Source organism: Streptomyces sp. NPDC051243, from assembly GCF_044455405.1.
Lineage (GTDB): Bacteria > Actinomycetota > Actinomycetes > Streptomycetales > Streptomycetaceae > Streptomyces.
Genome location: NZ_JBITES010000005.1, coordinates 1 through 25,363, shown reverse-complemented (window position 1 = coordinate 25,363; position 25,363 = coordinate 1). Strand labels below are relative to the sequence as shown.

17 protein-coding genes and 1 pseudogene are annotated in these 25,363 nt (G+C 70.5%); 11 read left to right on the top strand and 7 right to left on the bottom strand.

Annotated features, from left to right (window positions below; genetic code table 11):
- The first annotated feature begins 104 nt into the window (after positions 1–104).
- Positions 105–293 (top strand): hypothetical protein, encoded by a 189-nt coding sequence (locus tag ACIBAG_RS13930; protein ID WP_399104569.1) that lies wholly within the window; start codon positions 105–107, stop codon positions 291–293.
- A gap of 117 nt (positions 294–410) precedes the next feature.
- Here ACIBAG_RS13930 and ACIBAG_RS13925 read toward each other — a convergent pair whose 3' ends face one another.
- Positions 411–1,364: a LysR family transcriptional regulator gene (locus ACIBAG_RS13925; protein ID WP_399104567.1), complete on the bottom strand. Its 954-nt coding sequence runs from the start codon at positions 1,362–1,364 to the stop codon at positions 411–413.
- A 174-nt stretch (positions 1,365–1,538) separates the two neighbouring features.
- Between ACIBAG_RS13925 and ACIBAG_RS13920 the strand changes: the two genes are divergently transcribed.
- Positions 1,539–2,657: a PrpF domain-containing protein gene (locus ACIBAG_RS13920; protein WP_399104565.1), complete on the top strand. Its 1,119-nt coding sequence runs from the start codon at positions 1,539–1,541 to the stop codon at positions 2,655–2,657.
- Between the two features lie 107 nt (positions 2,658–2,764).
- Positions 2,765–4,018 carry an SLC13 family permease gene (locus tag ACIBAG_RS13915; RefSeq protein WP_399104563.1) on the top strand — a complete coding sequence of 418 codons (1,254 nt, stop codon included), beginning with the start codon at positions 2,765–2,767 and terminating at the stop codon, positions 4,016–4,018.
- A 687-nt stretch (positions 4,019–4,705) separates the two neighbouring features.
- Here the strand turns inward: ACIBAG_RS13915 and ACIBAG_RS13910 are convergent.
- From ACIBAG_RS13910 to ACIBAG_RS13895, 4 genes are all read right to left on the bottom strand, one after another.
- Entirely contained in the window at positions 4,706–6,901 is a 2,196-nt protein-coding gene (locus ACIBAG_RS13910) for an MMPL family transporter (protein ID WP_399104561.1), read from the bottom strand.
- Positions 6,902–6,918: 17 nt separating this feature from the next.
- Positions 6,919–7,122, bottom strand: a complete 204-nt coding sequence (locus ACIBAG_RS13905; RefSeq protein WP_399104559.1) for a hypothetical protein — start codon at positions 7,120–7,122, stop codon at positions 6,919–6,921.
- 151 nt (positions 7,123–7,273) lie between these two features.
- The gene (locus ACIBAG_RS13900; protein ID WP_399104557.1) at positions 7,274–7,942 is read right to left on the bottom strand and encodes a response regulator; all 669 of its coding nucleotides are present in this window, start codon (positions 7,940–7,942) and stop codon (positions 7,274–7,276) included.
- Positions 7,939–9,144, bottom strand: coding sequence for a sensor histidine kinase (locus ACIBAG_RS13895; protein ID WP_399105408.1), 1,206 nt, complete (start codon positions 9,142–9,144; stop codon positions 7,939–7,941). The genes ACIBAG_RS13900 and ACIBAG_RS13895 overlap by 4 nt, the downstream gene beginning before the upstream one ends.
- Before the next feature lie 735 nt (positions 9,145–9,879).
- Between ACIBAG_RS13895 and ACIBAG_RS13890 the strand changes: the two genes are divergently transcribed.
- Entirely contained in the window at positions 9,880–10,551 is a 672-nt protein-coding gene (locus ACIBAG_RS13890; protein ID WP_399104555.1) for a response regulator, read from the top strand.
- Positions 10,548–11,666 carry a sensor histidine kinase gene (locus tag ACIBAG_RS13885; RefSeq protein ID WP_399104553.1) on the top strand — a complete coding sequence of 373 codons (1,119 nt, stop codon included), beginning with the start codon at positions 10,548–10,550 and terminating at the stop codon, positions 11,664–11,666. The genes ACIBAG_RS13890 and ACIBAG_RS13885 overlap by 4 nt, the downstream gene beginning before the upstream one ends.
- 148 nt (positions 11,667–11,814) lie before the next feature.
- Here the strand turns inward: ACIBAG_RS13885 and ACIBAG_RS13880 are convergent, their stop codons facing one another.
- Both ACIBAG_RS13880 and ACIBAG_RS13875 read right to left on the bottom strand, forming a co-directional pair.
- On the bottom strand, positions 11,815–12,240 hold the full coding sequence (locus ACIBAG_RS13880; protein WP_399105406.1) for a substrate-binding domain-containing protein: 426 nt from the start codon (positions 12,238–12,240) through the stop codon (positions 11,815–11,817).
- Positions 12,241–12,404: 164 nt separating this feature from the next.
- Positions 12,405–12,653 (bottom strand): LacI family DNA-binding transcriptional regulator, encoded by a 249-nt coding sequence (locus ACIBAG_RS13875; RefSeq protein ID WP_399104551.1) that lies wholly within the window; start codon positions 12,651–12,653, stop codon positions 12,405–12,407.
- A 625-nt stretch (positions 12,654–13,278) separates the two neighbouring features.
- On the opposite strand from ACIBAG_RS13875, the pseudogene ACIBAG_RS13870 reads away from it, so the two are divergent.
- From ACIBAG_RS13870 to ACIBAG_RS13845, 6 genes and pseudogenes are all read left to right on the top strand, one after another.
- A pseudogene (locus ACIBAG_RS13870) lies at positions 13,279–15,262 on the top strand (beta-galactosidase).
- A gap of 15 nt (positions 15,263–15,277) precedes the next feature.
- Entirely contained in the window at positions 15,278–17,416 is a 2,139-nt protein-coding gene (locus ACIBAG_RS13865) for an alpha-galactosidase (RefSeq protein ID WP_399104549.1), read from the top strand.
- A gap of 40 nt (positions 17,417–17,456) precedes the next feature.
- Positions 17,457–18,968 carry a glycoside hydrolase family 43 protein gene (locus tag ACIBAG_RS13860; protein WP_399104547.1) on the top strand — a complete coding sequence of 504 codons (1,512 nt, stop codon included), beginning with the start codon at positions 17,457–17,459 and terminating at the stop codon, positions 18,966–18,968.
- 54 nt (positions 18,969–19,022) lie between these two features.
- Positions 19,023–20,798: a cellulase family glycosylhydrolase gene (locus ACIBAG_RS13855; protein WP_399104545.1), complete on the top strand. Its 1,776-nt coding sequence runs from the start codon at positions 19,023–19,025 to the stop codon at positions 20,796–20,798.
- A gap of 662 nt (positions 20,799–21,460) precedes the next feature.
- Positions 21,461–23,107 carry a glycoside hydrolase 43 family protein gene (locus ACIBAG_RS13850; protein ID WP_399104543.1) on the top strand — a complete coding sequence of 549 codons (1,647 nt, stop codon included), beginning with the start codon at positions 21,461–21,463 and terminating at the stop codon, positions 23,105–23,107.
- 50 nt (positions 23,108–23,157) lie between these two features.
- A complete protein-coding gene (locus tag ACIBAG_RS13845; RefSeq protein ID WP_399104541.1) occupies positions 23,158–25,206 on the top strand; it encodes a non-reducing end alpha-L-arabinofuranosidase family hydrolase in 2,049 nt (682 codons plus the stop codon).
- The last annotated feature ends 157 nt before the right edge of the window (positions 25,207–25,363 follow it).

Sequence of the window (25,363 nt, the reverse complement as noted above, 5' to 3'; positions counted from 1 at the left end):
ACCGGTGATCCGGCCTTGCCCCTGTCCCGGGCCGGTCCGGGGTAACGCTTGGCCGAGGCGGGCAGGGAGGGCCGGCTCGGCGAGATCGAAGGCCGCGGCCAGCCGTGGGACATGGAGAAGCCCTCGGGTTCGGCGAGGGCGTCCCAGTCCTCGCGTACGCCGGTGACCGGCTGGTGGGCGGGCTGCCGCTGTACGAGGTCGAGCGGGAGCACCTTCGCGTCAGCCAGGTCGGCATCTCGTCTCCCGACGGACCGGTGAACCTCGGCTTGCCTGCTCGGCCTAGAGCTCCGTGAGCACGAATGAGGAGGGAGAGCTTCTGTTCGGCGGTCGGCGTCCACTCGGACACGCGGCGCCGGATGTTCCTCGACGACCAGCGGAATACGTTGCTTGGGGGCAGTTCGACCGTGCCGTCAGCCCCGCCGGACCGCCCCGAGCTGTGCCCGGTGCAGGTCCGGGGCGGTGAAGCGCTGCGCCACCGTGCGCAGGACGCGGGCCATCGCCTGGGCGGGTGGGGTGGCGGGGCGTGCCGCGGCGCGGGCGAGGAGGATGCGGCGGGTGGGGGCCGGGACGTCGGAGGCGAACGGCAGGAGGCGTACGTCGCTGCGCCGGCTGGTGAGGGCCAGGCGGGGTGCGAGCGCGATGCCGAGACCGGCGGCGACCATGGCCTGTGCCTCCTGGTAGTCGTGCGAGGAGTAGGCGATGCGCGGCTCGAATCCCGCCTGACGACAGCTTCGGCGCAGGACGTCGGCCACGGGGTGGTTGTCGGCGCGGATGATCCACTCCTGGTCGGCGAGGTCGCCGAGGCGCACGGAGGGGTGTGTGCGCAGGGGTGAGTCGGCGGGGACGACCAGCACCGTGGGGTCGTCCAGCAGGTGAGTGAGGGCGAGCGCCGGATCGTCGAGGCGGTTCCATTCGTAGTCCCAGAGCAGCCCCTGCTCCACCTCGCCGGTGTGCAGCATCTCCCTGAGCTCCGCGAGGACTCCGGCGCGTACCTCGATGCGGATGCCGGCGTGGCGACGTCGGAAACGCGTGAGCGCCAGCGGCAGCAGGGACGCGCTCGCCGTGGGGAAGGAACCGAGCCGCAAGGTGCCCTGGTCGAGAGCCGTGAAGGAGTCCAGGTCGGCCTGGGCGGCACGCAGTTCGCGGCGGATGGCCTGACCGCGTTCGGCCAGCGCGGCACCCGCCGGGGTGGGGCGGATACCGCGTGGCAGCCGCTCGATGAGGGGCTGCCCTGCCTCCTGTTCCAGCAGGGACATCTGCTGGGAGGCGGCGGAGGTGGTCATGCCGAGGGCTTCCGCCGCGGCAGTGAGTGAACCGCGTTCGGTGGCCTCGGTGAGCAGCAGCAGGCGGCGCACGTTGAGCATGCCGCCGACTTTAGCTGAGCTAAACCCAGGTGAAGCGAACTGCGATTGTTCCGAAGTCATGGCTCTGCGAAGGTCTCCGCAATCGCCGAGCGGTTCACCGGCCCGCAATGCGCCCGTAACCGCTGCCTCGGCCCTTTCCCGTCCCCTCTGTTGATCCAGGAAGAGCCTGAAGACGTGCACATTCCCGCGACCCTGGTGCGTGGCGGCACCAGCAAGTGCTGGCTGTTCAACCAGGTCGAAGTCCCTGCCGACCGTGGCGATCTCGAAAGGCTGCTGGTCTCCGCGTACGGCGCCACCGATCCCGTGGAGCTGGACGGGGTGGGCGGGGCGACCCCCACCACCTCGAAAGCGGCCGTGGTCAGCGCCTCACCGCAGCCTGGCGTCGACGTCGACTACCTGTTCGCTCAAGTCGGCATCGGGACGGGCTCGGTGGAGTGGACGAGCAACTGCGGCAACTGCGCCACCGGCGTCGCCCTGTACGCGGTGACCAAAGGAATGGTTCCGGTCACCGGCGACCGGACACGTGTGGTGATGCGCAACACCAATACCGGCGCGGTCCTCGAAGGCATCGTCGACACCCCCGGAGGCGTGGTGCAGCACTTCGGGTACCAGACGGTACCCGGCACCCGGGCCGGCGGGGTCGCGGTCGGCCTCACCTTCCGCGACCCCGCCGGTACCACTGCCTCACTGCTCCCCACCGGCCGCGCCGCCCAGGACCTGCGGGTCGGCGCCGCCGAGCCGGTGCGCGTGAGCATGGTGACCGCGGGAGCTCCGGTCGTCCTTGTCGATGCCGCCGGTGCCGGGCGTACCGGTGCCGAGTCGCTGGAGCGGATGAGCGCGGATGTCCCGTGGCTGCGCACCGTCCGTCATACCGCCGCACCCCTGATGGGGCTGCTCCGGCCGGGCGAGGAACCGGGCGACGCGGTGCCCAAGGTGGGCCTGGTCGGCCCGCCGGTGCCGTACACCACCACCCTCGGTGAGGCGATCGGTGCCGAGGACTACGACGTGTCGGTGCGCATGCTCAGCATGAACGCCCCGCACCCCGCGATCGGCCTGACCTCTGCCGTCGCCGTCGCGGCGGCCGGGCTGCTGGAGGGGTCCGTGGTCTCCGGGATCACGGGCGGCCCGACCGACGAGTGGTTGCGCCTCGGCACGCCCGCCGGCGTCGTCGCGGTCCGCTGCACCGATGTGAGGGACGGCCTGCCGCACCGGGTCACCGTGCAGCGCGCGGCCCGTCTGCTCGCCGACGCCCGCATCTACGTACCGGAAGCAGGCAGCCCGCAAGCCGCCTGAGCCGCGACGAACATCACCTCGGTCGGGTCGGCTCCCAGCCGTCCGCACCGGGATACCCTCGCGCCCTCGGGGCGCGCCACCCCGTCCCCACCGCACCAAGGACAAAGATGTCTGCTGAAGTGATCTCCATAGGCGCCCTGCTGGTGATGTTCGTGGTCGGCACCGTGCTGCCGATCAACCTGGGCATCCTCGCCTTCGTCGCCACCTTCGCGGTCGGGACCGCCTCGCTCGGCCTCACCGAGGACGAGATCTTCGAGGGGTTCCCGGCGAAGCTCTTCGTCACCATCGTCGGAGTCACCTACCTGTTCTCCGTCGCCCGCCGCAACGGCACCATCGACTGGCTCGTCGCGGCCGGGGTGCGGCTGGTACGAGGCAAGGTGGAGCTCATCCCCTGGGTGCTGTTCCTGGTGGCCGCCATGCTGACGGCGTTCGGTACGTTCACCCCGGCCGCGGTCGCGATCCTCGCGCCGATCGGCATGAACTTCGCCTACCGCTACAAGCTCAACCCGCTGGTCGTCGGCATGATGGTGATCAGCGGCGGGCACGCGGGCGCGTTCTCCCCGCTGGCCGTCTCCGGTGCGCTGGTGCTCGGCCTGGTCGACAAGACCGATCTGCAGGTCTCCGCCGTCGCGCTGTTCACCGCCAGCTTCGTGATCAACCTGCTGCTCTCGCTCCTCACCTACGCCCTGCTCGCCAAGCGTCCCGCCCCGCTGGCCGAGGGCGCCGCGGAGGCAGCCGACGACGAGGACCTCGATGTCTCCGGCAGGCCCGATTGGCGGCAGTGGCTCACCCTCGCTTCTCTGGTGGCCCTCGTCGTCGGCGCGCTCGGCTTCCACCTGGAGATCGGCTTCCTCGCGCTGGCCGCCGGCGCCCTGCTGGCCCTGGTGGACATGAAGCGGCAGGAGAAGGCCGTTGACGGCGTCAGCTGGTCCACCCTGCTTCTGGTGGCGGGCATGATGACGTACATCGCGATGCTGGAGAAGGCGGGCATCATCGAGGAGATCTCCGAACACGCCGCGGGCCTGGGCGCCCCGGTCATCGTCGCCCTGCTGCTGTGCTTCACCGTAGCCATCACCTCCGCCTTCGCCTCCTCCACCGCGATTCTCACCGCGATCATTCCGATCGCCGTACCGCTGCTGCTCTCCAGCCACCTCAGCGCCGCCGGACTGATCGCCGCGCTCGCCGTCTCCACGACGATCGTCGACACCTCTCCCTTCTCGACCAACGGAGCACTCGTCCTCAGCAACGCGCGTGGGGTGGACTCCCGCCGCTTCTACCGGCAGGTCATCGGCTACACCGGCGGAATCGTCGCCCTCGGCCCCGTCGTCGCCTGGGGCGCCCTGGTCCTGCCCTGGTCATAGCGCAAAGGCCGACGACGGACAGCGGAGGGCGCCGAGCTGGACCTCGCATGGCGCCCTCCGTGCCGATTCTGTGCGCAGAACCAGCGGTGCCGTCGACGGCCCACATCCAAGCGACATCGGTGAGAGTCGTTATGTCAGCTCGCGCCGGCCGTCCTGCCGGGGGCCGACGCTGTCACGAGGAGTACGGCTCATGGACAGCAGCGTCGCGACAGTCCCCCCAAGGACAAAGCCACTGCGACGACGCAGACGATCATCCCGAGCGCCAAGGCGACGATCGTGCGGTCGTCGGAGCTGCTGGAGTTCAGGTGCTGGTATATGAGCACGACGGGGATGGCAAAGGCCACGCCGACAAGCGGCCACGTCCCGAGCGTGATCCAGGCGCGTCTGTGCGTGTCCTGCGGTACGGCGTCGGGTCGTCGGCGGAGTACCCGTCGATTCTGATCCTGGATCCGTCGGTGAACCGAACCACGTAACGAAAGTGCCGGCCAATGCGCCGGGAGATGTGCACGTACGGTATCTCGGAGGGTTCCTCGTCCGCGGCGTCCGGGTTGGTGGATCAACGCGATGCCTCGGGACCGGTCCCGGAAGCCATCGTCCAGGGCGCCGTCGTGGCCCAGCGACATCGATCACCGGCATGCGCGCAGCTCTCGGCCGAAACTCCGGCCGAGAGCTGTCCGTGAGGCCCTGTCAGCTGTCCGCGGGGCGTTCGAGCGCCACCTTGGGCAGCCGCCGGGAGAGCGGGGCGGGCAGCCACCAAGCCCACTTGCCCATCAGCTGCATGAGGGCCGGGACGATCAGGCAGCGGATGACCAGGGCGTCCATCAGGATCGCCACCGCGAGCCCGAGGCCGAACTGCTGGAGCATCCGGTCGGCACTCAGCATGAAGGCGCCGAACACCACGATCATGATGGCCCCGGCCGCCGTGATCACCTTGCCGGTGGAGGCCAGTCCTTCGCGTACCGCGAGGGAGTGATCCTTCGTGCGCTCCCACTCCTCATGCATCCGCGAGACCAGGAACACCTCGTAGTCCATGGAGAGCCCGAACACGATCGCGAAGATCAGCACGGGGAGGAAGGCCTCGATCGGGCCCGGCTGCACTCCGAACATGCCGTGCTGGAACACGAGAGTCATGGCGCCGAGCGCGGCGGTGATCGAGAGCAGGTTGAGCAGGGCCGCCTTGACGGGGATCAGGATCGACCGGAAGACCAGCATCAGCAGCAGTGACGAAAGGCCGACGACCACGGCGACGAAGAGCGGCAGCCGCTCGGAGACCGTGTCCGCGAAGTCCTGGGAGGCGGCGGTGGCCCCGCCGACCAGGATGTCGGCGCCCGTGTCGTGCTCCGCCTTCGGGGCCACGTCGTCGCGCAGATGGTGCAGGAGGTCGGTGGTGCCTTCGTCCTGCGGTGCCGTCTCCGGGTAGACGATCACGGTGGACAGGGCGCCGTCCCCGGAGGGCATGGCGGGGCTCGCCGCCGCTACGCCCTCGGTCTTGGCCAGCTCCAACTGGACGGCCTTGCCTGCGGCTTCGTCTCCTTGCGTCACGACGACCAGTGGACCGTTGAAGCCCGGGCCGAAACCCTCGGCGAGCAGGTCGTACGCCTGCCTGGAGGTCGTCGTCCTCGGGTCGTTGCCCGCGTCGGCGAAGCCGAGGCGCATGCCGAGCGCCGGCGCTGACAGGGCCAGCAGGGCCAGCACGGCGACCAGCAGTGACGGCAACGGACGGCGCTGTACGGCGCAGGCCAGGGCCCGCCAACGGCGGCCCTCGGTCCGGCCCTTGGCCTCCGTCCTTGCCGCGTGCCTGAGCACATGGCGCTGGATGCGCTTGCCGAGCAGCGCCAGCAGTGCGGGCAGCAGGACCAGCGAGGCAGCCATGGTGGTCAGCACGGTCAGGGCCAGGGCGAGGGCCACGCCCTGGAGCGAGCCGAGGCCGAGCGCGACCAGGCCGAGAAGCGCGATGATCACGGTGCAGCCGGCGAAGAAGACCGTACGGCCGGCGGCGTCCAGGGCCGTGCGGCCGGCGGCGTCCGGGTCGGCGCCGTGGCTGAGTTCGTGCCGGTAGCGGTAGAAGATCAGCAGGGCGTAGTCGACGCCGACACCGAGTCCGACCAGCATCGTGATGGGCGGCGTGAAGTCCGCGATGGTGAACACGTGCGAGGCGAGAACGATCAGGCCGAGGGCGGAGCCGACCGCGAAGAGGGCGGTGAGCAGCGGTACGGAGGCCGCCACCAGGGAGCCGAAGAGAAGCCCGAGGATGACCAGGGCGGCCACGACGCCGGCCAGTTCCGCGATCGGGCTGCCCTTCTCCTCGGCTCCCCGCACGGCCTCGCCGCCGACCTCGACCTGGAGACCGTCCGCCTCCGCGCCCTTGGCGGTGTCGATGATCGCGGTGACGTCCTCCTTCGGCACGGCTTCGGCCTTGGCGTCCAGCGTGACGGTGGCGTAGGCGATCGTGCCGTCCTCGGACACGGCGGAGGCGTCGGTGTACGGACTGCGTACGTCGGCGACGCCCGGCAACCGTTCGACCTCGGCCAGCATCGTCTCGACGGCCGTCTGGGCCGCGTCGATGCCCTGCCTGTCCTTGAGCACGATCTCGACGCTGTCCCCGGCCTGGGCGGAGCCGTGCTCGGTGAACAGGTCGGTGGCGGCCTGGGAATCCGTGCCCGGCAGGGCGAAGTCGTTCTTGTACGCAGAGCCTGCGGCCTGCGATCCCAGCGTGACCGTGACCAGGACGGCCAGCCAGATCAGCAGGGCGGCCCAGCGGTGACGCTGCGCCCAGCCGGCCAGGGATCCGAACCGGCCCTCCCCGGGCCGGTCCGGTCGGTCCGGTCGGCCCGGTGGTGTGGGCGGGGCAAGGGGCACGGCTGTGCCGCGGGTGGAAGACATGGGTGACTACCTCGGATTCAGCGAGAGTGGCCTGGGGTGACGAACGCGCCCACCACGGCGCCGCAGAGCGCGGGCAGGCCGATCGCCAGGAGGGCGAACACGCCGTCGACCTCCACGGCCAGGGCCCCGGCGGCGGAGACCAGCAGAATTCCGGCGGCGGCCCCGACCAGCGCGCCGACGAGCGCGGCCGTGGCCCGTCCGGGGAAGAGGGGTGCGTTCATGGCCTCGATCGTGCCTGCGCGACGGGGGCCGAATCGTCAGCCTCCGGCCGACACCGGTCGTACCCCAGCGGATGTACGCTGCCGCCGCGCGGTACCCCAGGAGTTGCGAGGGCCGGCGGCCGGCCGTGCACCGCCTGCCCCGCCCTCCTTGCTAGTCCGCCAGCCAGCCCGGGCTGACCAGGCCGGACTCGTACGCCAGCACCACGACCTGCGACCTGTCCCGCGCCCCCAGCTTCGACATGATCCGGCTGACATGTGTCTTCGCCGTCGACGGTGCCAGCACGAGCCGCGCCGCGATCTCGTCGTTCGTGAGTCCCGCCGCGACCAACTGCATGACCTCGCGCTCCCGTTCGGTGAGGACGTCGAGCCGGGGATCCGGCTCAGGGCCCTTCACCCGGCCCGCGAACTCGGCGATGAGCCGCCGGGTGACGGACGGGCTGATCAGGGCGTCACCGCGGGCGGCGACCCGCACCGCCTGCAGCAGTTCCTCCGGCTCCGTGTCCTTCACCAGAAAGCCCGTGGCCCCGGCGCGCAGCGCCCCGTACACGTAGTCGTCCAGATCGAAAGTCGTCAGGATGACCACTTTCACCGATGTCAGCCGCTGGTCCCCGGCGATCGCCCGGGAGGCTTCCAGCCCGTCCATCCCCGGCATCCGGATGTCCATCAGGACGACGTCCGGCTGGAGTTCGCGGCAGGCCGAGACCGCGGCTTGCCCGTCGGCGGCTTCGCCGACCACCTCGATGTCGTCCTCATCCGCGAGGATCGACCGGAACCCGGCCCGCACCAGCCTCTGGTCGTCCGCCAGCAGGACCCTGATCATCGGTCGCTCTCCTCCATCAGCTCTTCTGTGCTCCCGTACGGCAGCCGGGCCCGCACCGCGAATCCGCCCTCCGGCCGCGCACCCGCCGCCAGTTCGCCGCCCAGTGCCCGCGCCCGCTCGGTCATGCCGGCGATCCCGCTGCCGCCACCTACCCCGCCCGCGCGGGGTGCCGCGCCACGTCCGTCGTCCTCGACAACCAGGGTCAGGTCATCGGCTCCGTAGCAGACCCGGATGGAGACCCGCCCGGCGCCGCTGTGCTTGGCGGCGTTGGTCAGGGACTCCTGCACGATCCGGTACGCGGCCAGGTCGACCGGGGCGGACAGCGAGCGTTCCACCCCGGTCCGCACGATCCGCACCGTGAGCCCGGCCGGCTTCGCCGCAGCCGCCAGCTCGTCCAGCCGGGCGAGTCCCGGCGCAGGTGCCGTGGGCGCTTCCTCGTCGACCCGGCGGAGCACCCCGAGGGTCGCCCGAAGCTCCCGCAGGGTCTCGCGGCTGCCAGCCTTGATCGCGCCGAGCGCCTCCTCGGCCTGTGCGGGGTCCTTCTTCAGCCGATGCAGCGCCGCACCTGCCTGCACGTTGATCATCGAGATGTTGTGCCCGATCACATCGTGCAGCTCGCGGGCGATGCGCAGCCGCTCCTCGGTGGCCCGCAGCCGCGCCTCCTCCTCGGCATGGGCCGCCCGGCCGTGCCGCACGGTACCGAGGGCCACGACGGCGACCAGCCAGCCGGCGAGCATGAACACCGCCGTGCCGTTGATGTCGCTGTTGCCCGCGAAGGTGCCCGCGGACATGCCGATCAGCATCGCCGCCGCGATGGCGGCAGCGGCCTGCAGCCGGCCCTTGGCCGCGATGGCGTACAACGCCACGATCGGCACCACGACCAGCGGGCCGTCGGTGTCGCTCAACAGGTGATAGCCGCCCGTGGCCAGCGCCGTGCACCAGCCCACCGCCACCGGAAACCGGCGCCGGAACAGCAGTGCTCCGCACACCGCGACGATCAGCAGCCAGGACGCGATGCGTGAAGGCGTCGAGTTCTCACCGCTCCGCAGCAACTGCCCCTCCGCGACCGCCACCAGCACGAACGTCCCGAGAGCCAGTGCGGCGTCGGCTCGGACGCCACGCAGCAGCGGGAGAGGGGGCCGGTCGAGAGGGGACACGCGGCCATTCTGCCCGCGATGGCGATCGAGGGGGGCGAGAGCCATCAGCGAGGCTCCACGGGACGTTCCGCGACGGCGCGGGCCCAGGGCTTCGACAACCCGGTCGGGTACCGCGCGCGGCCGCGAGCCGAGTCCCCGGCGCGCGGTCCACCGGACGTGGTGCGCCACGCCGGTCGCCTTGGCCATCCGCCACTCCAGCGGGCCACGTGAGACGTACCGCGACCAGGCGGTCGCCAACAGCATGACGACCGCGATGAAGCCGAGCAGCACGAGCAGCGACGCCCCGGGCAGTTCCTCAGAGACAGACGGCCACGACGGTGATCGCCACGTCGGTGTTGCCGACGATCGACAAGGTCGTCTCACTGTGCGGAGAGGCCGCCAGCAGCCAGTAGGGGGTGTCGGCGAACGGGAAGCCCGCTGGGTCGGACCACCATGCGCTCGCCGGGCTCCCGCCCGACCCCGGCCAGGTCCAGGCCGATCAGCCTGCCCATACCGGGGGTGCGGGGCGTGCCGGTCGAAGAGTCGGCTCTCCCGTCCGTCGGGGATTCCTCCCCGATCGGAGGCATCGCGGTGTCCCGGCGCTGCGTCATGGCTCCAAGCCTGGAAACCGGGCGGTCCGCGGAGTATCCGGCGGTCGGCTGAGGTCCCCCTGCCGACCGGAGGGAGATACCCCGCCGTGTGGCTGGAGCTGCGACTCGCCCGGCCGCGGGAACTCTACGGCGCCTTAGAGTCGGGGCGGTAAAGGCCGGGTGGCATGGACAAAGGTAAGGCGGAGCGCACGTGATCCGGGTAGTGGTGGTGGACGACGAGGCCCTGGTCCGGTCGGGTTTCGGGCTCATCCTGGGTGCGTCCGAGGACATCGAGGTCGTCGCGACCGCGAGCGGGGGCGAAGCCGTGGAGACCGTCCGGCGGGAGCGGCCGGACGTGGTGCTGCTGGACATCCGGATGCCGGACGTCGACGGGCTGACCGTCCTGCGAGAGCTGCGGGCGAGGCCGGACGCCCCGGTGGTGGCGATGCTGACGACGTTCGACGCCGACGAGTACATCCTGACCGCGCTGCACTGCGGTGCGGCCGGTTTCCTGCTCAAGGACACCGAGCCGGAGCAACTCGCCCACCTGGTGCGCACCCTGGCAGCGGGCGGTGTGGTGCTCTCCCCCAAGGCGTCCCGGACACTGCTGCGGGGCCACCCCGGCACCGAGGCGGCCGTCGACGAGGACGCGGCCCGCGTCCGGCTGCTCACCGCCCGCGAGCGCGATGTCCTCGTCCTGGTCGCGGAGGGGCTGTCGAACGCCGATATCGGGGCACGCATCCATCTGGGCGCCGGCACGGTGAAGGACCACGTCAGCGCGATCCTCACGAAGCTCCGGGTGACGAGCCGGGTGCAGGCGGCGCTGCTGGCGCAGCGGGCCGGACTGCTCGACGAGCGCCCGCAGTCGGAGGCCGGCCGATGAGCCGCGCCCGCGAGCTGTGGGAGCGTGTGCCCGCACCGGTCGTCGACCTCGTCCTGGTGGCGGTGGCGGCCGTGGACGTATGGCTGAACATGTGGGAGTACACGCGCCTCGGCATCGCGCTGGCCGCGGTCGGCTGCGCCGCCTTGGCGTTCCGGCGCCGGTTCCCGCTCGGCGTGTTCCTGCTCACCCTGCCCCTCGCGCTGACGCAGGATGTCGCCGTCGCTGTGCTCGTGGCGCTGTTCACCCTGGCCGAACGCTCCCGCAACCGCCGTCTCCTCGCGGTGTGCGTCGCCCTGTCCGCCGTCGCGAGCAGTACCCCCTGGCCCCTGGCCAGCCTCACCGAGGTCGGCCGGACCATGACACTGGTCTTCTTCGTGTACAGCCTGGCAACCAGCATCGCGCCGGTCCTGTTCGGCCAACTCATCCAGACCCACCGGGACCTGGGGCGGCGGCTGACCGAGATCGAGGAGGCCAGGGAGCACGAGCGGACCCTGCACGCCCAGGCCGTCCTCGCCCGCGAACGCGCCCAACTGGCCCGCGAGATGCACGACGTGGTCTCCCACCAGGTCAGCCTGATCGCCGTACGGGCCGGAGCCCTCCAGGTCGCCACCAAGGACGCGGACGCCAAGGAGGCCGCTCGCACGATCCGTTCGCTGAGCGTCACCACCCTCGACGAACTGCGCACCATGGTCACGTTGCTGCGCGCCTCCGGCGGCAACGCCACCGAGCTGACTCCCCAGCCCACCCTGGCCGACCTGCGCAAACTGGTGGAATCCAGCGGCACGCACACGGAGCTGTCGGGTGAGCTGCCGCCCGCCGTGGGCACACCCGCGCAACGGGCCGTCTACCGCACCGTCCAGGAGGCGCTGACCAACGTCCGCAAGCACGCCCCCGGCGCCACGGCGTGCGTCGAGCTGTGGCAGGACGGCGACCACGTCGGAGTGACCGTCACCAACACCGCGTCCACGCGTCCCTCCCTGCCCCTCCCGGGTTCGCGGCAGGGCTTGGTCGGCCTGCGGGAACGGGCCGAGATCCTGCACGGCACCCTGGAGTCGGGCCCGACCGCGGAGGGCGGCTACCGGGTACGGCTGCGGATTCCCCTCAGTACGGACTGACCGACCGGCGGCTCATGCCGTCCCGTCGGGCGGCACCGCCTCACGAGACCCGCTCGGACTCCGCGCGCTCCGCTTCGGGGGCCTTCTGCACGACGGGCCTGCGCCATACCTCATCGCCTCATCGCGTCGGCGTCCGCTGCGCCGCCACTCAGCCGGTGCCTGGCGGTGGCGCGGAGCTTTCCCGGACGACGAGTTGAGTGCCGATGAGGGTGACTTCCGGGCTGCGCGGCGCTCCTCGGATCTGGGACACCAGCAGGTCGAGGGATCGACGGCCCGCTGCGCCGAAGTCCTGGCGTACGGTGGTCAGCGGTGGCCAGAGATAGGCAGCTTCGGGTATGTCGTCGTACCCGACGAGGCTGACGTCGCCGGGCACGTCGCGGCCCGCTTCGCGCAGGGCGCGCAGGGCGCCGATGGCCATCTGGTCGTTGGCGGCGAAGACGGCGGTCACCTCCGGTCGCGCTGCGAGCCGTCGGCCGAGTTCGTATCCGGAACGTGCGGTCCAGTCGCCCCTCATCACCCGCGGCGGCGCGAGCCCTGCGTCGGTGTGGGCTTCCCGCCAGCCTCGCTCGCGCAGGTGTGAGGAGTCCCAGCCGGCCGGCCCGGCAAGGTGCCAGACCTAGGCCGTGTCCGCAAAGTCCCGCCTGCCCCGCGACGCCTGGCACGCACTCTCGCCGCACGGAGCGAATATCCGAGTCGCCGGGCGGCCTGTCCCACCCCGTCAAGGACGGAGCCGGGGCCCTAGTAGGGGATGTCGAAACCGATCAACCCCACCACCGAACTACGACCGGTCACCAGAGCGCGCGCCGAGGCATTGGGGCGATACCCGAGTTCGGCTGCCAGCGCCGGAATCCTCGTGCGGGTCGCCGCGCCGACACCGGGCTGATCATTGAGCGCCCGGGGCACCGTAGTCGTTGAGACGCCGAGGCGTTCGGCAAGGTCGCTGAGCACCACCGGACGCGCCTGTTTGTCGGCGGTCGGTTCGATCACACTTCCGCGGGTGTCATCTCATCCATGAGATCAGGCCTGGTGGATCAGGTTGGCCCGGGGCGACATGACGGCTATCGCCTGCTCCGGGTCGTCCGGGCCCGGTCGTCCGGGCGTCAGCGCGCCGACCGTCCGGGCAGAGGCAGTCCCCCGGAGTGCCCGAACGGCTTCCGCCGACAGTCCGCAAGGCGCGGCGGCAGCACAGTTGTCGAAGCGCTTCGAAAGTGACATGGAGGCAGCCGACCGCCAATCGGCAGGTGATCATTTCGCCCCTCACTCATTGCCCCTCAACTGCCTGAATACCGGGTAACTCCGATGAAGGGGCAGTTGGCACCTGGGGTGACGCAGAAGAAAGAGGAGTTGCGTCCGACCACTTGTCGGGTGCCGAACCCGGCGTTAGCGTTAACGCCCGTCGAAGCGCATCGACTGCCTGACTGAAAGTTGTCTCCCTGTCAGAACTCGCCGCGTGACAGAAGGGCCACTGATCGCCATGAGTACCTCTGTGGGCCGCAGATCCGCGGAGCCCACGGGCGGGACGAGCCGCCCGTGCACGAACTGGCCGATCTGCAACCGCCGCTGACTGTCCGTCAGGGCATTACCGCGCGACTCTCTCCGCCAAGGAGCGTCAATGACAGCAGAGCGCATCACCGAACGCCTGGGCGGTCTCGCCTTCGGAGGGGACTACAACCCCGAGCAGTGGGACGAGCCGGTGTGGAAGGAGGACGACGACCTCATGCGCCGGGCCAGGGTCAACCTGGCCACGGTGGGCGTTTTCTCCTGGGCCCTGCTCGAACCGGAGGAGGGACGTTACGACTTCACCTGGCTCGACGCCCACATCGAGCGCCTGCACGCGAACGGCGTGGCCGTCGACCTCGCCACCCCGACCGCCTCCCCGCCCCCCTGGTTCACCCTGGCCCACCCCGACGCGCTGGCCGTCCGCGCCGACGGCACCCGCCTCGTCCACGGCAGCCGCGACACGTACTGCCTCGCCGCCCCCGCCTACCGCAGCGCGGCCCGCCGTATCGCCGCCGCGCTCGCTGAGCGATACGGCGACCACCCTGCCCTCGCGCTGTGGCACGTGCACAACGAGTACGGCACGCTCTGCTGGTGCGACCACGCGGCCGCCGCTTTCCGGGTGTGGCTGCGCGCACGCCACGGCTCGCTCGACGCTCTCAACGAGGCCTGGGGAACGGCCTTCTGGAGCCAGCGCTACACCTCCTGGGAGCAGGTGCTGCCACCGCGTGCGACGCAGTACCACAAGAACCCCGGCCAGACACTGGACTTCCACCGCTTCTGGGGCGACGAGATCATCGCCGCCTACTGCGAGCAGCGCGACGCGATCCGCGAGCACAGCGACCGACCGGTGACGACGAACCTGATGCTCCCCTACTACCTGCGGCTGAACCTGTGGGCCTTCGCGCGCGAACTCGACGTCGTCACCTCCGACCAGTACCCGTCCGCGCCCGGCCTGGACTCCGCCGCCCACGCCGCTTTCTACGCCGACCGCTCCCGCTCGCTGGCCGACGGCCGCCCATGGCTGCTGATGGAGCAGGGCACCAGCACCGTCTACGACGGCGAGCAGGTGATCGGCAAGGAGCCCGGGGAGATCCTGCGCCACAGTCTCGGCCACATCGCGCGCGGCTCGGAGGGCGCCCTGTTCTTCCAGTGGCGGCAGTCCCGGGCCGGCGCCGAGACCTGGCACTCGGCGATGCTCCCGCACGCGGGCCCCGACAGCCGTATCTTCCGCGAGGTCACGCGGACCGGCGAGGCGGTCGCCCGGCTCGGCGAGTTGGCGGGATCGACAGTCACCGCAGGTGGCCGTAATCGATGATCCGGACGCCATGTGGGCGCTCGAAGTGGACGGCCTGCCCTCTGCCCGCCTCGACTATCACGCGCCGCTCGCCGAGGCGCACCGCGCGCTGTGGGACGCGGGTGTCACGGTCGACTTCGCCCACCCCGAACACGAGTTGAGCCGCTACCGGCTGGTCATCGCCCCGTCCCTGTTCCTGCTGTCCGACAAGGGCGCGGAGAATCTGCGCCGTTACGTCGAGGGCGGCGGGACGCTCCTCGTCCAGCACGCCACCGGATACGTCGACGGCCGTATGCACGCCCGGCTCGGCGGTTACCCGGCCGCACCGCTGCGCGAGGCGCTGGGCATCCGCGTCGAGGAGTACCGGCCGTTGCGGACGGACGAACGGATCGCTCTGTCGGACGGAACGCGGGGCACGGTCTGGAGCGAGTCCCTGCGCACCGAGGGCGCGGAGACCGTCGCCGCCTACACCCACGGAATGCTCTCCGACAGCCCCGCACTCACCCGGCACCGCTTCGGCACCGGGTGGGGCTGGTACGTCTCCACCCGTCTGGACGAAGCCGACTACGGCGCTCTCGTCGGCCGCCTGCTGAAGGAAGCCGGTGTCGAACCGGACGTACCCGGCCTGCCCGCCGGTGTCGAAGCCGTCACCCGGCGCGCCGCCGACGGCCGCCGCTGGGACGTCCTCATCAACCACAGCACGGACACCGTCCCCCTGCCGGAGCCCGGCCACGACCTGCTCGCCGGCACTACGGCCCACGAACTGCCGCCCGGCGGCTGCGCGGTCCTGCGCGGCCACTGACCTGGAAAAGGACACATGGAAAACGAACAGCGGAGCTTGCGCTGGGGTCACGAGGCCCTGCACCTCGAGTTCGTCCTCGGCGACGACGGCAGCGCCCGGCTGAGGCATCTGGGACTGCCCGGCGAAGCGGGCGGCGACCCCGGTGCGTCCCTGCCTCTGGTGGAGGTGACGGCCGCGGGTCACGGCCGCGGCTGGTCGGGCAGCCGCCTGATCGGGACCGCTCTCGGCGAGGGGCTGCGCCACCGGGCCCACAACGCGGCCCGCGACGGCGACTGGCACATGCTGACCGTGCATCTCCACGACCCGGAGACCGGGCTGGTCGCGGAGGTGACCTACCGGTCGCCGGACGGCATCCCCGTGCTCCGCAGCGAGGTGACGCTGCGCAACGAAGGGCGGACCACGCTGCACCTGGAGTCGGTCAGCTCGCTCGCGGTGGGCTGCCTCACCCCGCGGGACCCGGCGGCCCTCGACGCCGCCGACCTGCTGTGGGCGGACAACGACTGGCTCTCCGAATGCCGCTGGCAGCGACAGCCGATGCGCCGGACCACACCCGACCCCAGCGGACGGGTGAAGTACGGGCATGGCAAGGCCGGCTTCGAACTGACCGGACAGGGCACCTGGTCCAGCAACGGGCACCTGCCCATGGGGGGCCTGACGGACCGGCAGACCGGCCGCACCTGGATGTGGCAGATCGAGCACAACGGCGGCGGCTGGCGCTGGGAGTGCCAAGAGCACGACAACGCCGCCTACGCGGCACTGTTCGGTCCCACCGACACCCACCACGGCTGGCGGCACCCCCTGGAACCCGGCGCCGCCTTCCGCACCGTCCCCGTGGCTCTGTCCTTCAGCGCCGACGGCGGCCCCGACGCCGCGTTCGCCGCGCTGACCCGCTACCGACGCGTCCACCGCCGCCCGCATCCCGACCACCGGGGTCTGCCCGTCATCTTCAACGACTACATGAACTGCCTGATGGGAGACCCGACGACCGACAAGCTGCTGCCGCTGATCGACGCGGCGGCCGAGGCCGGCGCCGAGTACTTCGTCATCGACGCGGGCTGGTACGACGACGATGACGGCGGCTGGTGGACCAGCGTCGGCGCCTGGGAACCGGCCGCCTCCCGCTTCCCCGGTGAGAAGGGGATCCACGAGGTGCTGGACCGCATCCGCGAACGCGGCATGGTGCCCGGCCTGTGGCTGGAGCCTGAAGTCATCGGCGTCCACAGCCCCATGGCCAAGTCCCTGCCCGAGGAGGCGTTCTTCCGCCGCGACGGCGTCCGCGTCACGGAGTCCGGCCGGCACCACCTGGACCTGCGCCACCCCGCCGCCCGGGCCCACCTGGACCAGGTCGTGGACCGCCTGGTCGGCGAGTGGGGCGTCGGCTACCTCAAGCTCGACCACAACATCGACCCCGGCTCCGGCACCAGCGCCCACCCCGGCGAGACCCCGGGCGCCGGACTGCTCGGCCACAACCGGGCGCACCTCGACTGGCTCGACGGCGTCCTCGACCGGTACCCGCACCTGGTGGTCGAGAACTGCGCCTCCGGCGGCATGCGCTGGGACCACGCCCTGCTGTCCCGGCTGCAGTTGCAGTCCACCAGCGACCAGCAGAACCTCCACCTGTACGCGCCCATCGCGGCCTCGGCGCCCACCGCCGTCACCCCCGAGCAGGGCGCCGTCTGGGCCTACCCGCAGCCGGAGGACTCCCTCGACGAGGTCGCCTTCACCATGGTGAACGCCCTCCTCGGCCGCATCCACCTCTCCGGCCGCCTGACCGAGCTGGAGCCCGAGGCCCGCGCCCTGGTCCACGAGGCGATCGCCGTGTACAAGGCCGTCCGCGCCGACCTGCCCCGGGCCGTGCCCTCCTGGCCGCTTGGCCTTCCCGCTTGGGACGACCCCTGGATCGCTCTCGCCCTGCAGACGCCCGCCACCACCTACCTCACCGTCTGGCGCCGCACAGGCGCTGCGGCCACCACCACCCTCCGGCTGCCCGAACGGCCGGACGGCGGCACAGCCCGTGTCGAGGTGCTGTACCCCGCCGCAGGCCAGGCCGTTGCCGCCTGGAACCCGGACACGGCCGACCTCACCGTGACCCTGCCCACCGCGCCGTCCGCGGTGCTGCTCCGCATCACCCGCACGCAACCGGACGCTCCGTGAGCGCCGACCCCGATGCCCGCCCGACGAAAGGACGACCAGGGTGCCCGCCCAGAACCGGCCCGCCCGCGCCGCCAACCCCGTGCTCCCCGGGTTCCACCCCGACCCGAGCATCTGCCGGGTCGGCGACGACTACTACCTCGCCTGCTCCAGCTTCGAGTACTTCCCCGGCGTACCCCTCTTCCACAGCCGCGACCTGGTGCACTGGCGGCAGATCGGCAACGCACTTGACCGGCCGGGCCAGTTGCGTCTGCCGGCCTCCATGCCATCGTCGGGCGGCATCTACGCCCCGACCCTGCGCCATCACGACGGCCGCTTCTGGCTGATCGTCACCAACTGCAGCGAGGGCGGCGGAAACCTGATCGTCACGGCCACCGACCCGGCCGGACCGTGGTCGGATCCCATCTGGGCGCCCGGCGTGCCCGGTATCGATCCCGACCTGGCCTGGGACCAGGACGGCACCTGCTGGTGCACCGTCGCCGGAGTCTCACAGGTCCGCCTCGACCCGTCCACCGGACAGACGTACGGGACCCCGCACAAGCTCTGGTCCGGCGGCCCCGGCGCCAAGGCCCCGGAAGCGCCGCACCTGTACCGCATCGGCGACTACTGGTACCTGCTGATCGCCGAGGGCGGCACCGAACGCGGCCACGGCGTGTCGATCGCCCGCGGCCGCACCCCCACCGGGCCGTTCGAGCCGTGCCCGGCCAACCCGATCCTCACCCACCGCGGCACCGACCACCCCGTCCAGAACACCGGGCACGCGGACCTGGTCCAAGGCCCCGACGGCTCCTGGTGGATGGTCTTCCTCGGCGTACGGCCGCGCGGCGGCACCCCCGGCTGGCACGTGCTCGGCCGAGAGACCTTCCTCGCGCCCGTGACCTGGGAGGACGACTGGCCGGTCGTCGGCGAGGTCACCCTGGACCTGTCCACACTCCCCTGGCCCCTCTCCCCCGCCCCCGCCGAGGAACAGCGCGACGACTTCGAACTCGCCGGACTCGGACCGACCTGGATCTCCCTGCGCGACCGGCCCGCCGAACACTGCACCACCAAGGAACGCCCCGGATGGCTGACGCTCCACGCGCGGGGCGAATCCCTGGACGAGCCCGACGTGGTGTTCACCGGCCGCCGCCAGCAGCACCTCACCTGCCGGGCACGCACCCTCATCGACCCGGGGCAGGGGCGCGGCGGCCTCGCCGTCCGGCTGGACGAACGGCACCACTACGCGATCGAGGCGTCCGGGAGGGACGTACAGGTGATCGCCCGCGTCGGCTCGCTGCGCACGGTCGTGGCCGAACTCCCCGTGCCCGCCGGGCCGGTGGTCCTCGCCGTCACGGTCACGGACCCACCGCCTCCGCACGGACCGTGCACCGGGCCCGATGTCGTCTCCCTCGGTGTCGAGGAGCCCGACGGCACGTTCACCGAGCTCGCGGCCCTCGACGGCCGCTACCTGTCGACCGAGGTCGCCGGCGGCTTCACCGGCCGCCTCATCGGCTTGTACGCCGCCGAAGGCACCGTCCACTTCGACTGGTTCGACTACGAGCCCCTCGAGGGCTGAACCGACCGAACGGCACGACAACCCGAGGGCACGACCAACCGAAAGGGCCCGCACATGCAGGACCTACGGCATCCCGCGCACCACCGCGACCGCGGTCGCGGCCGCCTGGCCTCCCTGTTCCTGGTCCTCGCCGTCATGCTGGGTCTGGCCGGCGGCACCTCGACCGCCGCGCCCCGCGACACGGCACAGCAGGCACGGTCCGCCATCAGAGTTCCGGCCCGCGCCATGGACGCCGTCGCCGCGATGCAGCCCAGCTGGAACCTGGGCAACACCCTGGACGCCATTCCGCACGAGGAGAACTGGGGCAACCCGAAGGCCACCAGGGAACTGTTCGCCGCCGTCCGCGGGGAAGGATTCCGCAGCGTCCGGATCCCGGTGACCTGGTCGGACCACCAGTCCGCCACCGCCCCCTACACCGTCGACGCCACATACATGAGCCGAGTCAGGGAGGTCGTCGACTGGGCCCTCGACGAGGGCCTTTACGTCGTCCTCAACGTCCACCACGACTCATGGCAGTGGATCAAGAAGATGCCCGCCGACCACGACGGAGTGCTGGCCCGCTTCAACTCCACCTGGACCCAGATAGCCAGGACGTTCCGCGACGAGCCGCGCACCCTGATCTTCGAGAGCGTCAACGAGCCGCAGTTCGAGAACGCCACGACCGAGCAGAAGTCCAAGCTCCTGCACGAGCTGAACACGTCCTTCCACAAGATCGTCCGCTCCTCGGGCGGCGGGAACACCGACCGCCTGCTCATGCTGCCCACGGACGGGTGCACGCCCTCCCAGCCCCTCATGGACGACCTGTACACCACGATCAAATCGCTGAACGACGGTCAGCTGATCGCCACGGTCCACTACTACAGCTGGTACCCGTTCAGCATCAACATCGCGGGCGGTACCCACTACGACGAGGCCGCCCAGAACGACCTCAACGACGCCTTCGCCCGCATGCGCGACACGTTCGTCGCCAGGAACATCCCCGTCTACCTCGGTGAGTACGGCCTGCTCGGCTACCCCGACCACAACCACCCCTCCCGTGTCGAGCGGGGCGAAGCGCTGAAGTACTACGAGCACTTCGGACACGCGGCACGCCTCGCCGGAGTCACCACCGCGCTCTGGGACCCCGGAACCTGGGCCTACCTGAACCGGGAGACCCTGAAGTGGACGGACCCGGCCCTGATCGCCTGGATCAAGTCCAGCTGGACCACCCGTTCGGGAACTGCCTCCTTCGACAAGGTCTTCGTGCCGAAGTCGGAACCGATCACGGCCAAGGGGGTCACCCTGAATCCGAACGGAACCAAGTTCCGGGGCCTGTGGCACGGCGAGACCAAGCTCGTCGAGGGGCGCGACTACACGCTGTGGGACAAGACTCGGCTCGTCATCACGGCCGGCGCGCTGACCCGGCTGACGGGCGACCGCGAGTACGGAGTGAACGCCACGCTCCAGGCCCGGTTCTCCCGCGGACTGCCCTGGCAGATCGAGGTGGTCACTTCCGACGAACCGGTGCTCTCCGACGCCACGGGCAAGACCGACGCGTTCACCATCGCCACCCAGTACAAGGGTGACGTGCTGGCAACGATGGAGGCCAGGTACGGCGACGGCAGCAACGCCGGCCAGACCGACTGGACTCCGTACCAGGAGTTCAACAAGTCCTTCAAGCCGGACTATCCGAACGGCACGATCATCCTGACCCCCGAATTCCTGGACGCGCTGCGTGACGGCGAACTGGTGACACTGACCTTCCACTTCTACAGCGGCAAGAAGGTCATGTACTACGTCAAGAAGTCCGAAGACTCCGTCACCGGCACTCGTGTCACACCCGCCTCCTGACCGACCGACCATGATCTGTCACTCTGCCCCCGAGCACCGCCCGCCGTTGAGGGTGCAGGAGCTCGGGGGCGCGGCATTGCCGGTGACCCGGCAGGTCGCCGTCCCGGCGGTGGGTCGGAGGTCCGGATCTGCGTGAGGAACCTCCAGACCTCTTGCGGCGCCCAGGTCCGGGAGCCGCTGACACCGGGGGTGCCGTCCTGCGGAGCGGCGATGTGTCCTTCGTCGAGCGAGGCCCAGGTGCCCGTGTCCACGGGGCGGCCCATGACGACGCCGTAGCCGTCCGGGATCCGCAGGATGAAGCTCCGGAACTTGCCGCGCTCCGGAGCAAATGGGGATACGAAATTTCGGATGTCATTCGGAAACTCGTAGTGTCCCGGATGGTAGCGAGACCCCCGAACATGTCAACACCGCGCGCATCCATCTCATGTACGCCATTGACCAGCAGCGACCTACTCCGACTGTTGTCGAATGTTTCGAAGCTTCGACCGAATAGTGCGAGAGGTATTGACGCTACTCACCGACTCCCTATGATCCTGGTTGCCCGGGACATCGATCTGCATTCGAAATATCGAACCGGGAGCAGTCGCTCCGGGCAAGCGCAACAAGGCACTTCCGGGTAGCGCCACCACGCAACGGCCGAGCCGCACAGGGAGAACGCCACCATGGATCTGTCATGCCCGCATCAAGCCCTTTCCCGTCGCCGCGCCCTGACGGCCGCCACCGGCCTGACCGTCGGTGCCCTGCTTCCTCCGGCCGCGGTTGCCGGCCCCGCTTCCGCCGCTGCCCCGGGGCCTGACCTCGCGACCGCGGCGGCCTACACGAACCCGGTGATCTGGCAGGACTTCGCGGACATCGACGTCATCCGCGTCGGTGACACCTTCTACGCCTCGGCCTCGACGATGCACTACTCGCCCGGCGCGCCCGTCCTGCGGTCGTACGACCTGGTGAACTGGGAGGTCGCCGGTCACTCGGTGCCCGTGCTCGACTTCGGCGCCAAGTACGACCTGAACGGTGCCCGTGGCTACGTCAGAGGAATCTGGGCGTCGTCACTGGCCTACCGTCCGAGCAACCGGACCTTCTACTGGCTCGGCCAGATCGACTTCGCCCGGACGTACGTCTACACCGCCACCGCCGCCGAGGGGCCATGGAACAGGCTGACGACGATCAGCACTCCCTACTACGACGCGGGGCTGCTCGTCGACAGCGACGACACCCTCTACGTGGCGTACGGCAACACGACCATCAGCGTGGCCCAGCTCTCCCCCGACGGCCGCACGCAGGTCCGCACCCAGCAGGTGTTCACGACACCGTCGAGCGTCGGAACCCTCGAAGGCTCCCGCTTCTACAAGATCAACGGGCAGTACTACATCTTCCTGACCCGCCCCGCGAACGGCCAGTACATCCTGAAGTCCTCGCGCGGCCCCTTCGGTCCGTACACGATGCGGCAGGTCCTCCTCGACCTGCGCGGGCCCATCCCCGGCGGTGGCGTCCCGCACCAGGGCGGGCTGGTACAGACGCAGAACAGCGCCTGGTACTACATGGCCTTCGTCGACGCCTACCCCGGTGGCCGGATGCCCGCCCTGGCGCCCGTGACGTGGACCTCGGACGGCTGGCCTGTCGTGCAGCTCGTCGACGGCGCATGGGGCACCTCGTATCCCAGCCCGGCCGTGCCCCCTCCGCCTCGCCCGGTGACCCCCATGACCGGCGTCGACACCTTCGACGGCCCGAGCCTGAAGCCGCGGTGGGAGTGGAACCACAACCCGGACAACACCAAGTGGTCGGCCGGCAACGGGCTGACCCTGCGCACAGCGACGGTCACCAACGACCTCTACTGGGCCCGCAACACCCTGACGCACCGCATCCAGGGCCCCGTCTCCACCGCCACGGTCGAGCTCGACCACTCCGCGATGCGGGACGGCGACCGGGCCGGACTGGCGCTGCTGCGTGACTCCTCCGCCTGGATCGGCGTCAAGCGTGACGGCGGCGCAGCGCGAGTGGTGATGGTCAACGGGCTGACCATGGACGGCAGTTGGAACACCACCGGCACCGGCACGGAGGTCGCGAGCGCGGCCCTGACGGGCAGCCGCGTCTGGTTGCGCGCGAGCGCGGACATCCGCCCCGGCACGGGTCGCCCCGGCACCTTCTCCTACAGCACCGACGGCACCACCTTCACCCGCCTCGGCCCCGCCTTCCCCCTGGGCAACGACTGGCGGTTCTTCATGGGCTACCGGTTCGCCCTCTTCAACCACGCCACGCAAGCGCTCGGCGGTGCGGTCCGCGTCCTGCGGTTCGAACTGTCCGCGCCCTGAACCGACCCGTCGACCGCACCACCCAACCCCCCACCCGTACGAGGAGAACCATGAACCCGCTGAAACGGCTCGGCCGTCGCCGCGCCACGGTGTTATCCCTCCTGGCGGTGGCCGCCCTGGTGACGCCAGGGGCCGCGACCGCAGCGCCCGACGCGGACCGGGCCTCCACTCTGGGCGCCCAAGCAGCCCAGTCCGGACGGTACTTCGGAACCGCCGTGGCCGCGGGCCGGCTCGGCGACGGCACGTACACCGGCATCCTGGACCGTGAGTTCAACTCGGTCACCGCCGAGAACGAGATGAAGTGGGACGCGACCGAACCTTCCCGCGGGCAGTTCACCTTCGGCCGCGCCGACCAGATCGCGAACCGCGCGCAGGCCCGCGGTCAGCGCCTGCGCGGCCACACCCTGGTCTGGCACTCCCAACTTCCCGGCTGGGTCAGCTCGATCAGGGACGCGAACACACTGCGCGGCGTGATGAACAACCACATCACCACCGTGATGAACCGCTACAAGGGCCGGATCCACTCCTGGGACGTGGTCAACGAGGCCTTCGCCGACGGGCCCAGCGGCCAGCTCCGCAGCTCCGTCTTCCGGGACGTGCTGGGCAACGGCTTCATCGAGCAGGCGTTCCGCACCGCGCGCTCCGCCGACCCGGCGGCCAAGCTCTGCTACAACGACTACAACATCGAGAACTGGAGTGACGCCAAGACCCAGGGCGTCTACCGGCTGGTCCGCGACTTCAAGGCACGCGGCGTGCCCATCGACTGCGTCGGCCTCCAGGCCCACTTCGGCACCGGCGGCCCGCCCGCCGGTTTCCAGACCACGCTGTCGAACTTCGCCGCCCTCGGCGTGGACGTACAGATCACCGAACTGGACATCGCGCAGGCGTCGCCGACCGCCTACGCGAACACGGTCAGGGCCTGCATGAACGTCGCGCGCTGCACCGGCATCACGGTCTGGGGCATCCGCGACAGCGACTCCTGGCGGGCAACGGAGAACCCGCTGCTGTTCGACCGCAACGGCACCAAGAAGCCCGCGTACAACGCGGTGCTGACGACGATGGGCGGCACGCCCGCCGCCACCCGCAGCACGCCCGCCGCCACCGACGGAACACCCGCCATCCCGCGCAGCGATACCAACGCCGCTGCTCTGCCCAGCCGTTACTCGTGGAACTCCAGCGGCGTGCTGATCTCGCCGAAGTCGGACGCGACGCACAACATCGCCGGGATCAAGGACCCGACGGTCGTCCAGTACAACGGCAAGTACCACGTGTTCGCGAGCGTCGCCGGCTCCTCCGGATACAACCTGGTGTACCTGAACTTCAGTGACTGGTCCCAGGCCGGCTCGGCCACACACCACTATCTGGACCGCAGCGCCATCGGTCGCGGGTACCGCGCCGCTCCGCAGGTCTTCTACTACGCGCCGCAACGCCTGTGGTACCTCGTGTACCAGACCGGCAACGCCTCGTACTCCACCAACCCCGACATCAGCAACCCGAACGGGTGGAGCGCGCCGCGCCACTTCTACTCGTCGATGCCCGACATCATCAAGCAGAACATCGGCAACGGCCACTGGGTCGACATGTGGGTGATCTGCGACAGCGCCAACTGCTACCTGTTCTCCTCCGACGACAACGGACACCTGTACCGCTCGCAGACGGCCGTCGGCCAGTTCCCGAACGGGTTCACCAACACCGTCATCGCGGCCCAGGACTCCAAGTACGCCCTGTTCGAAGCGAGCAACGTGTACAAGGTGCAGGGCGCCAACCAGTACCTGCTGCTCGTCGAGGCCATCGGATCGGACGGCCGGCGCTACTTCCGCTCCTGGACCTCGGGCAGTCTCGCCGGCTCCTGGGCACCCCTGGCCGCGTCCGAAAGCAACTCGTTCGCTCGGGCCAACAACGTCAGCTTCCCCTCGGGCGCCTGGACCCGGGACATCAGTCACGGCGAGATGATCCGTGCCGGCTACGACCAGACACTGACCATTCCCGCCTGCCGGCTCCAGTACGTCTACCAGGGCATGAACCCCAACGCGGGCGGTGACTACAACCTCCTCCCGTGGCGGCTCGGCCTCCTGACCCAGACCAATTCGACCTGCTGACCGACCGTGGGGGGGGGGGGGGGGGGGGGGGGGGGGGGGGCCCCCCCCCCCCCCCCCCCCCCGTGCGGGCGTGCAGGAGCGGCAATCCTCCAGCTGACCTGCACTGAAGCATCCCGCCAAGCCCCAGCGGCAGCGGCCCCGTACCATGGGGTGAGGC

What these genes read in the sequence shown, in the direction of transcription:
- ACIBAG_RS13925 (WP_399104567.1), bottom strand. Translation starts at nt 1,364, where the DNA reads ATGCTCAACGTGCGCCGCCTGCTGCTGCTCACCGAGGCCACCGAACGC.
- ACIBAG_RS13910 (WP_399104561.1), bottom strand. Translation starts at nt 6,901, where the DNA reads ATGTCTTCCACCCGCGGCACAGCCGTGCCCCTTGCCCCGCCCACACCA.
- ACIBAG_RS13900 (WP_399104557.1), bottom strand. Translation starts at nt 7,942, where the DNA reads ATGATCAGGGTCCTGCTGGCGGACGACCAGAGGCTGGTGCGGGCCGGG.
- ACIBAG_RS13855 (WP_399104545.1), top strand. Translation starts at nt 19,023, where the DNA reads ATGCAGGACCTACGGCATCCCGCGCACCACCGCGACCGCGGTCGCGGC.
- ACIBAG_RS13915 (WP_399104563.1), top strand. Translation starts at nt 2,765, where the DNA reads ATGTCTGCTGAAGTGATCTCCATAGGCGCCCTGCTGGTGATGTTCGTG.
- ACIBAG_RS13885 (WP_399104553.1), top strand. Translation starts at nt 10,548, where the DNA reads ATGAGCCGCGCCCGCGAGCTGTGGGAGCGTGTGCCCGCACCGGTCGTC.
- ACIBAG_RS13905 (WP_399104559.1), bottom strand. Translation starts at nt 7,122, where the DNA reads ATGAACGCACCCCTCTTCCCCGGACGGGCCACGGCCGCGCTCGTCGGC.
- ACIBAG_RS13865 (WP_399104549.1), top strand. Translation starts at nt 15,278, where the DNA reads ATGGAAAACGAACAGCGGAGCTTGCGCTGGGGTCACGAGGCCCTGCAC.
- ACIBAG_RS13845 (WP_399104541.1), top strand. Translation starts at nt 23,158, where the DNA reads ATGAACCCGCTGAAACGGCTCGGCCGTCGCCGCGCCACGGTGTTATCC.
- ACIBAG_RS13850 (WP_399104543.1), top strand. Translation starts at nt 21,461, where the DNA reads ATGGATCTGTCATGCCCGCATCAAGCCCTTTCCCGTCGCCGCGCCCTG.
- ACIBAG_RS13895 (WP_399105408.1), bottom strand. Translation starts at nt 9,144, where the DNA reads ATGGCTCTCGCCCCCCTCGATCGCCATCGCGGGCAGAATGGCCGCGTG.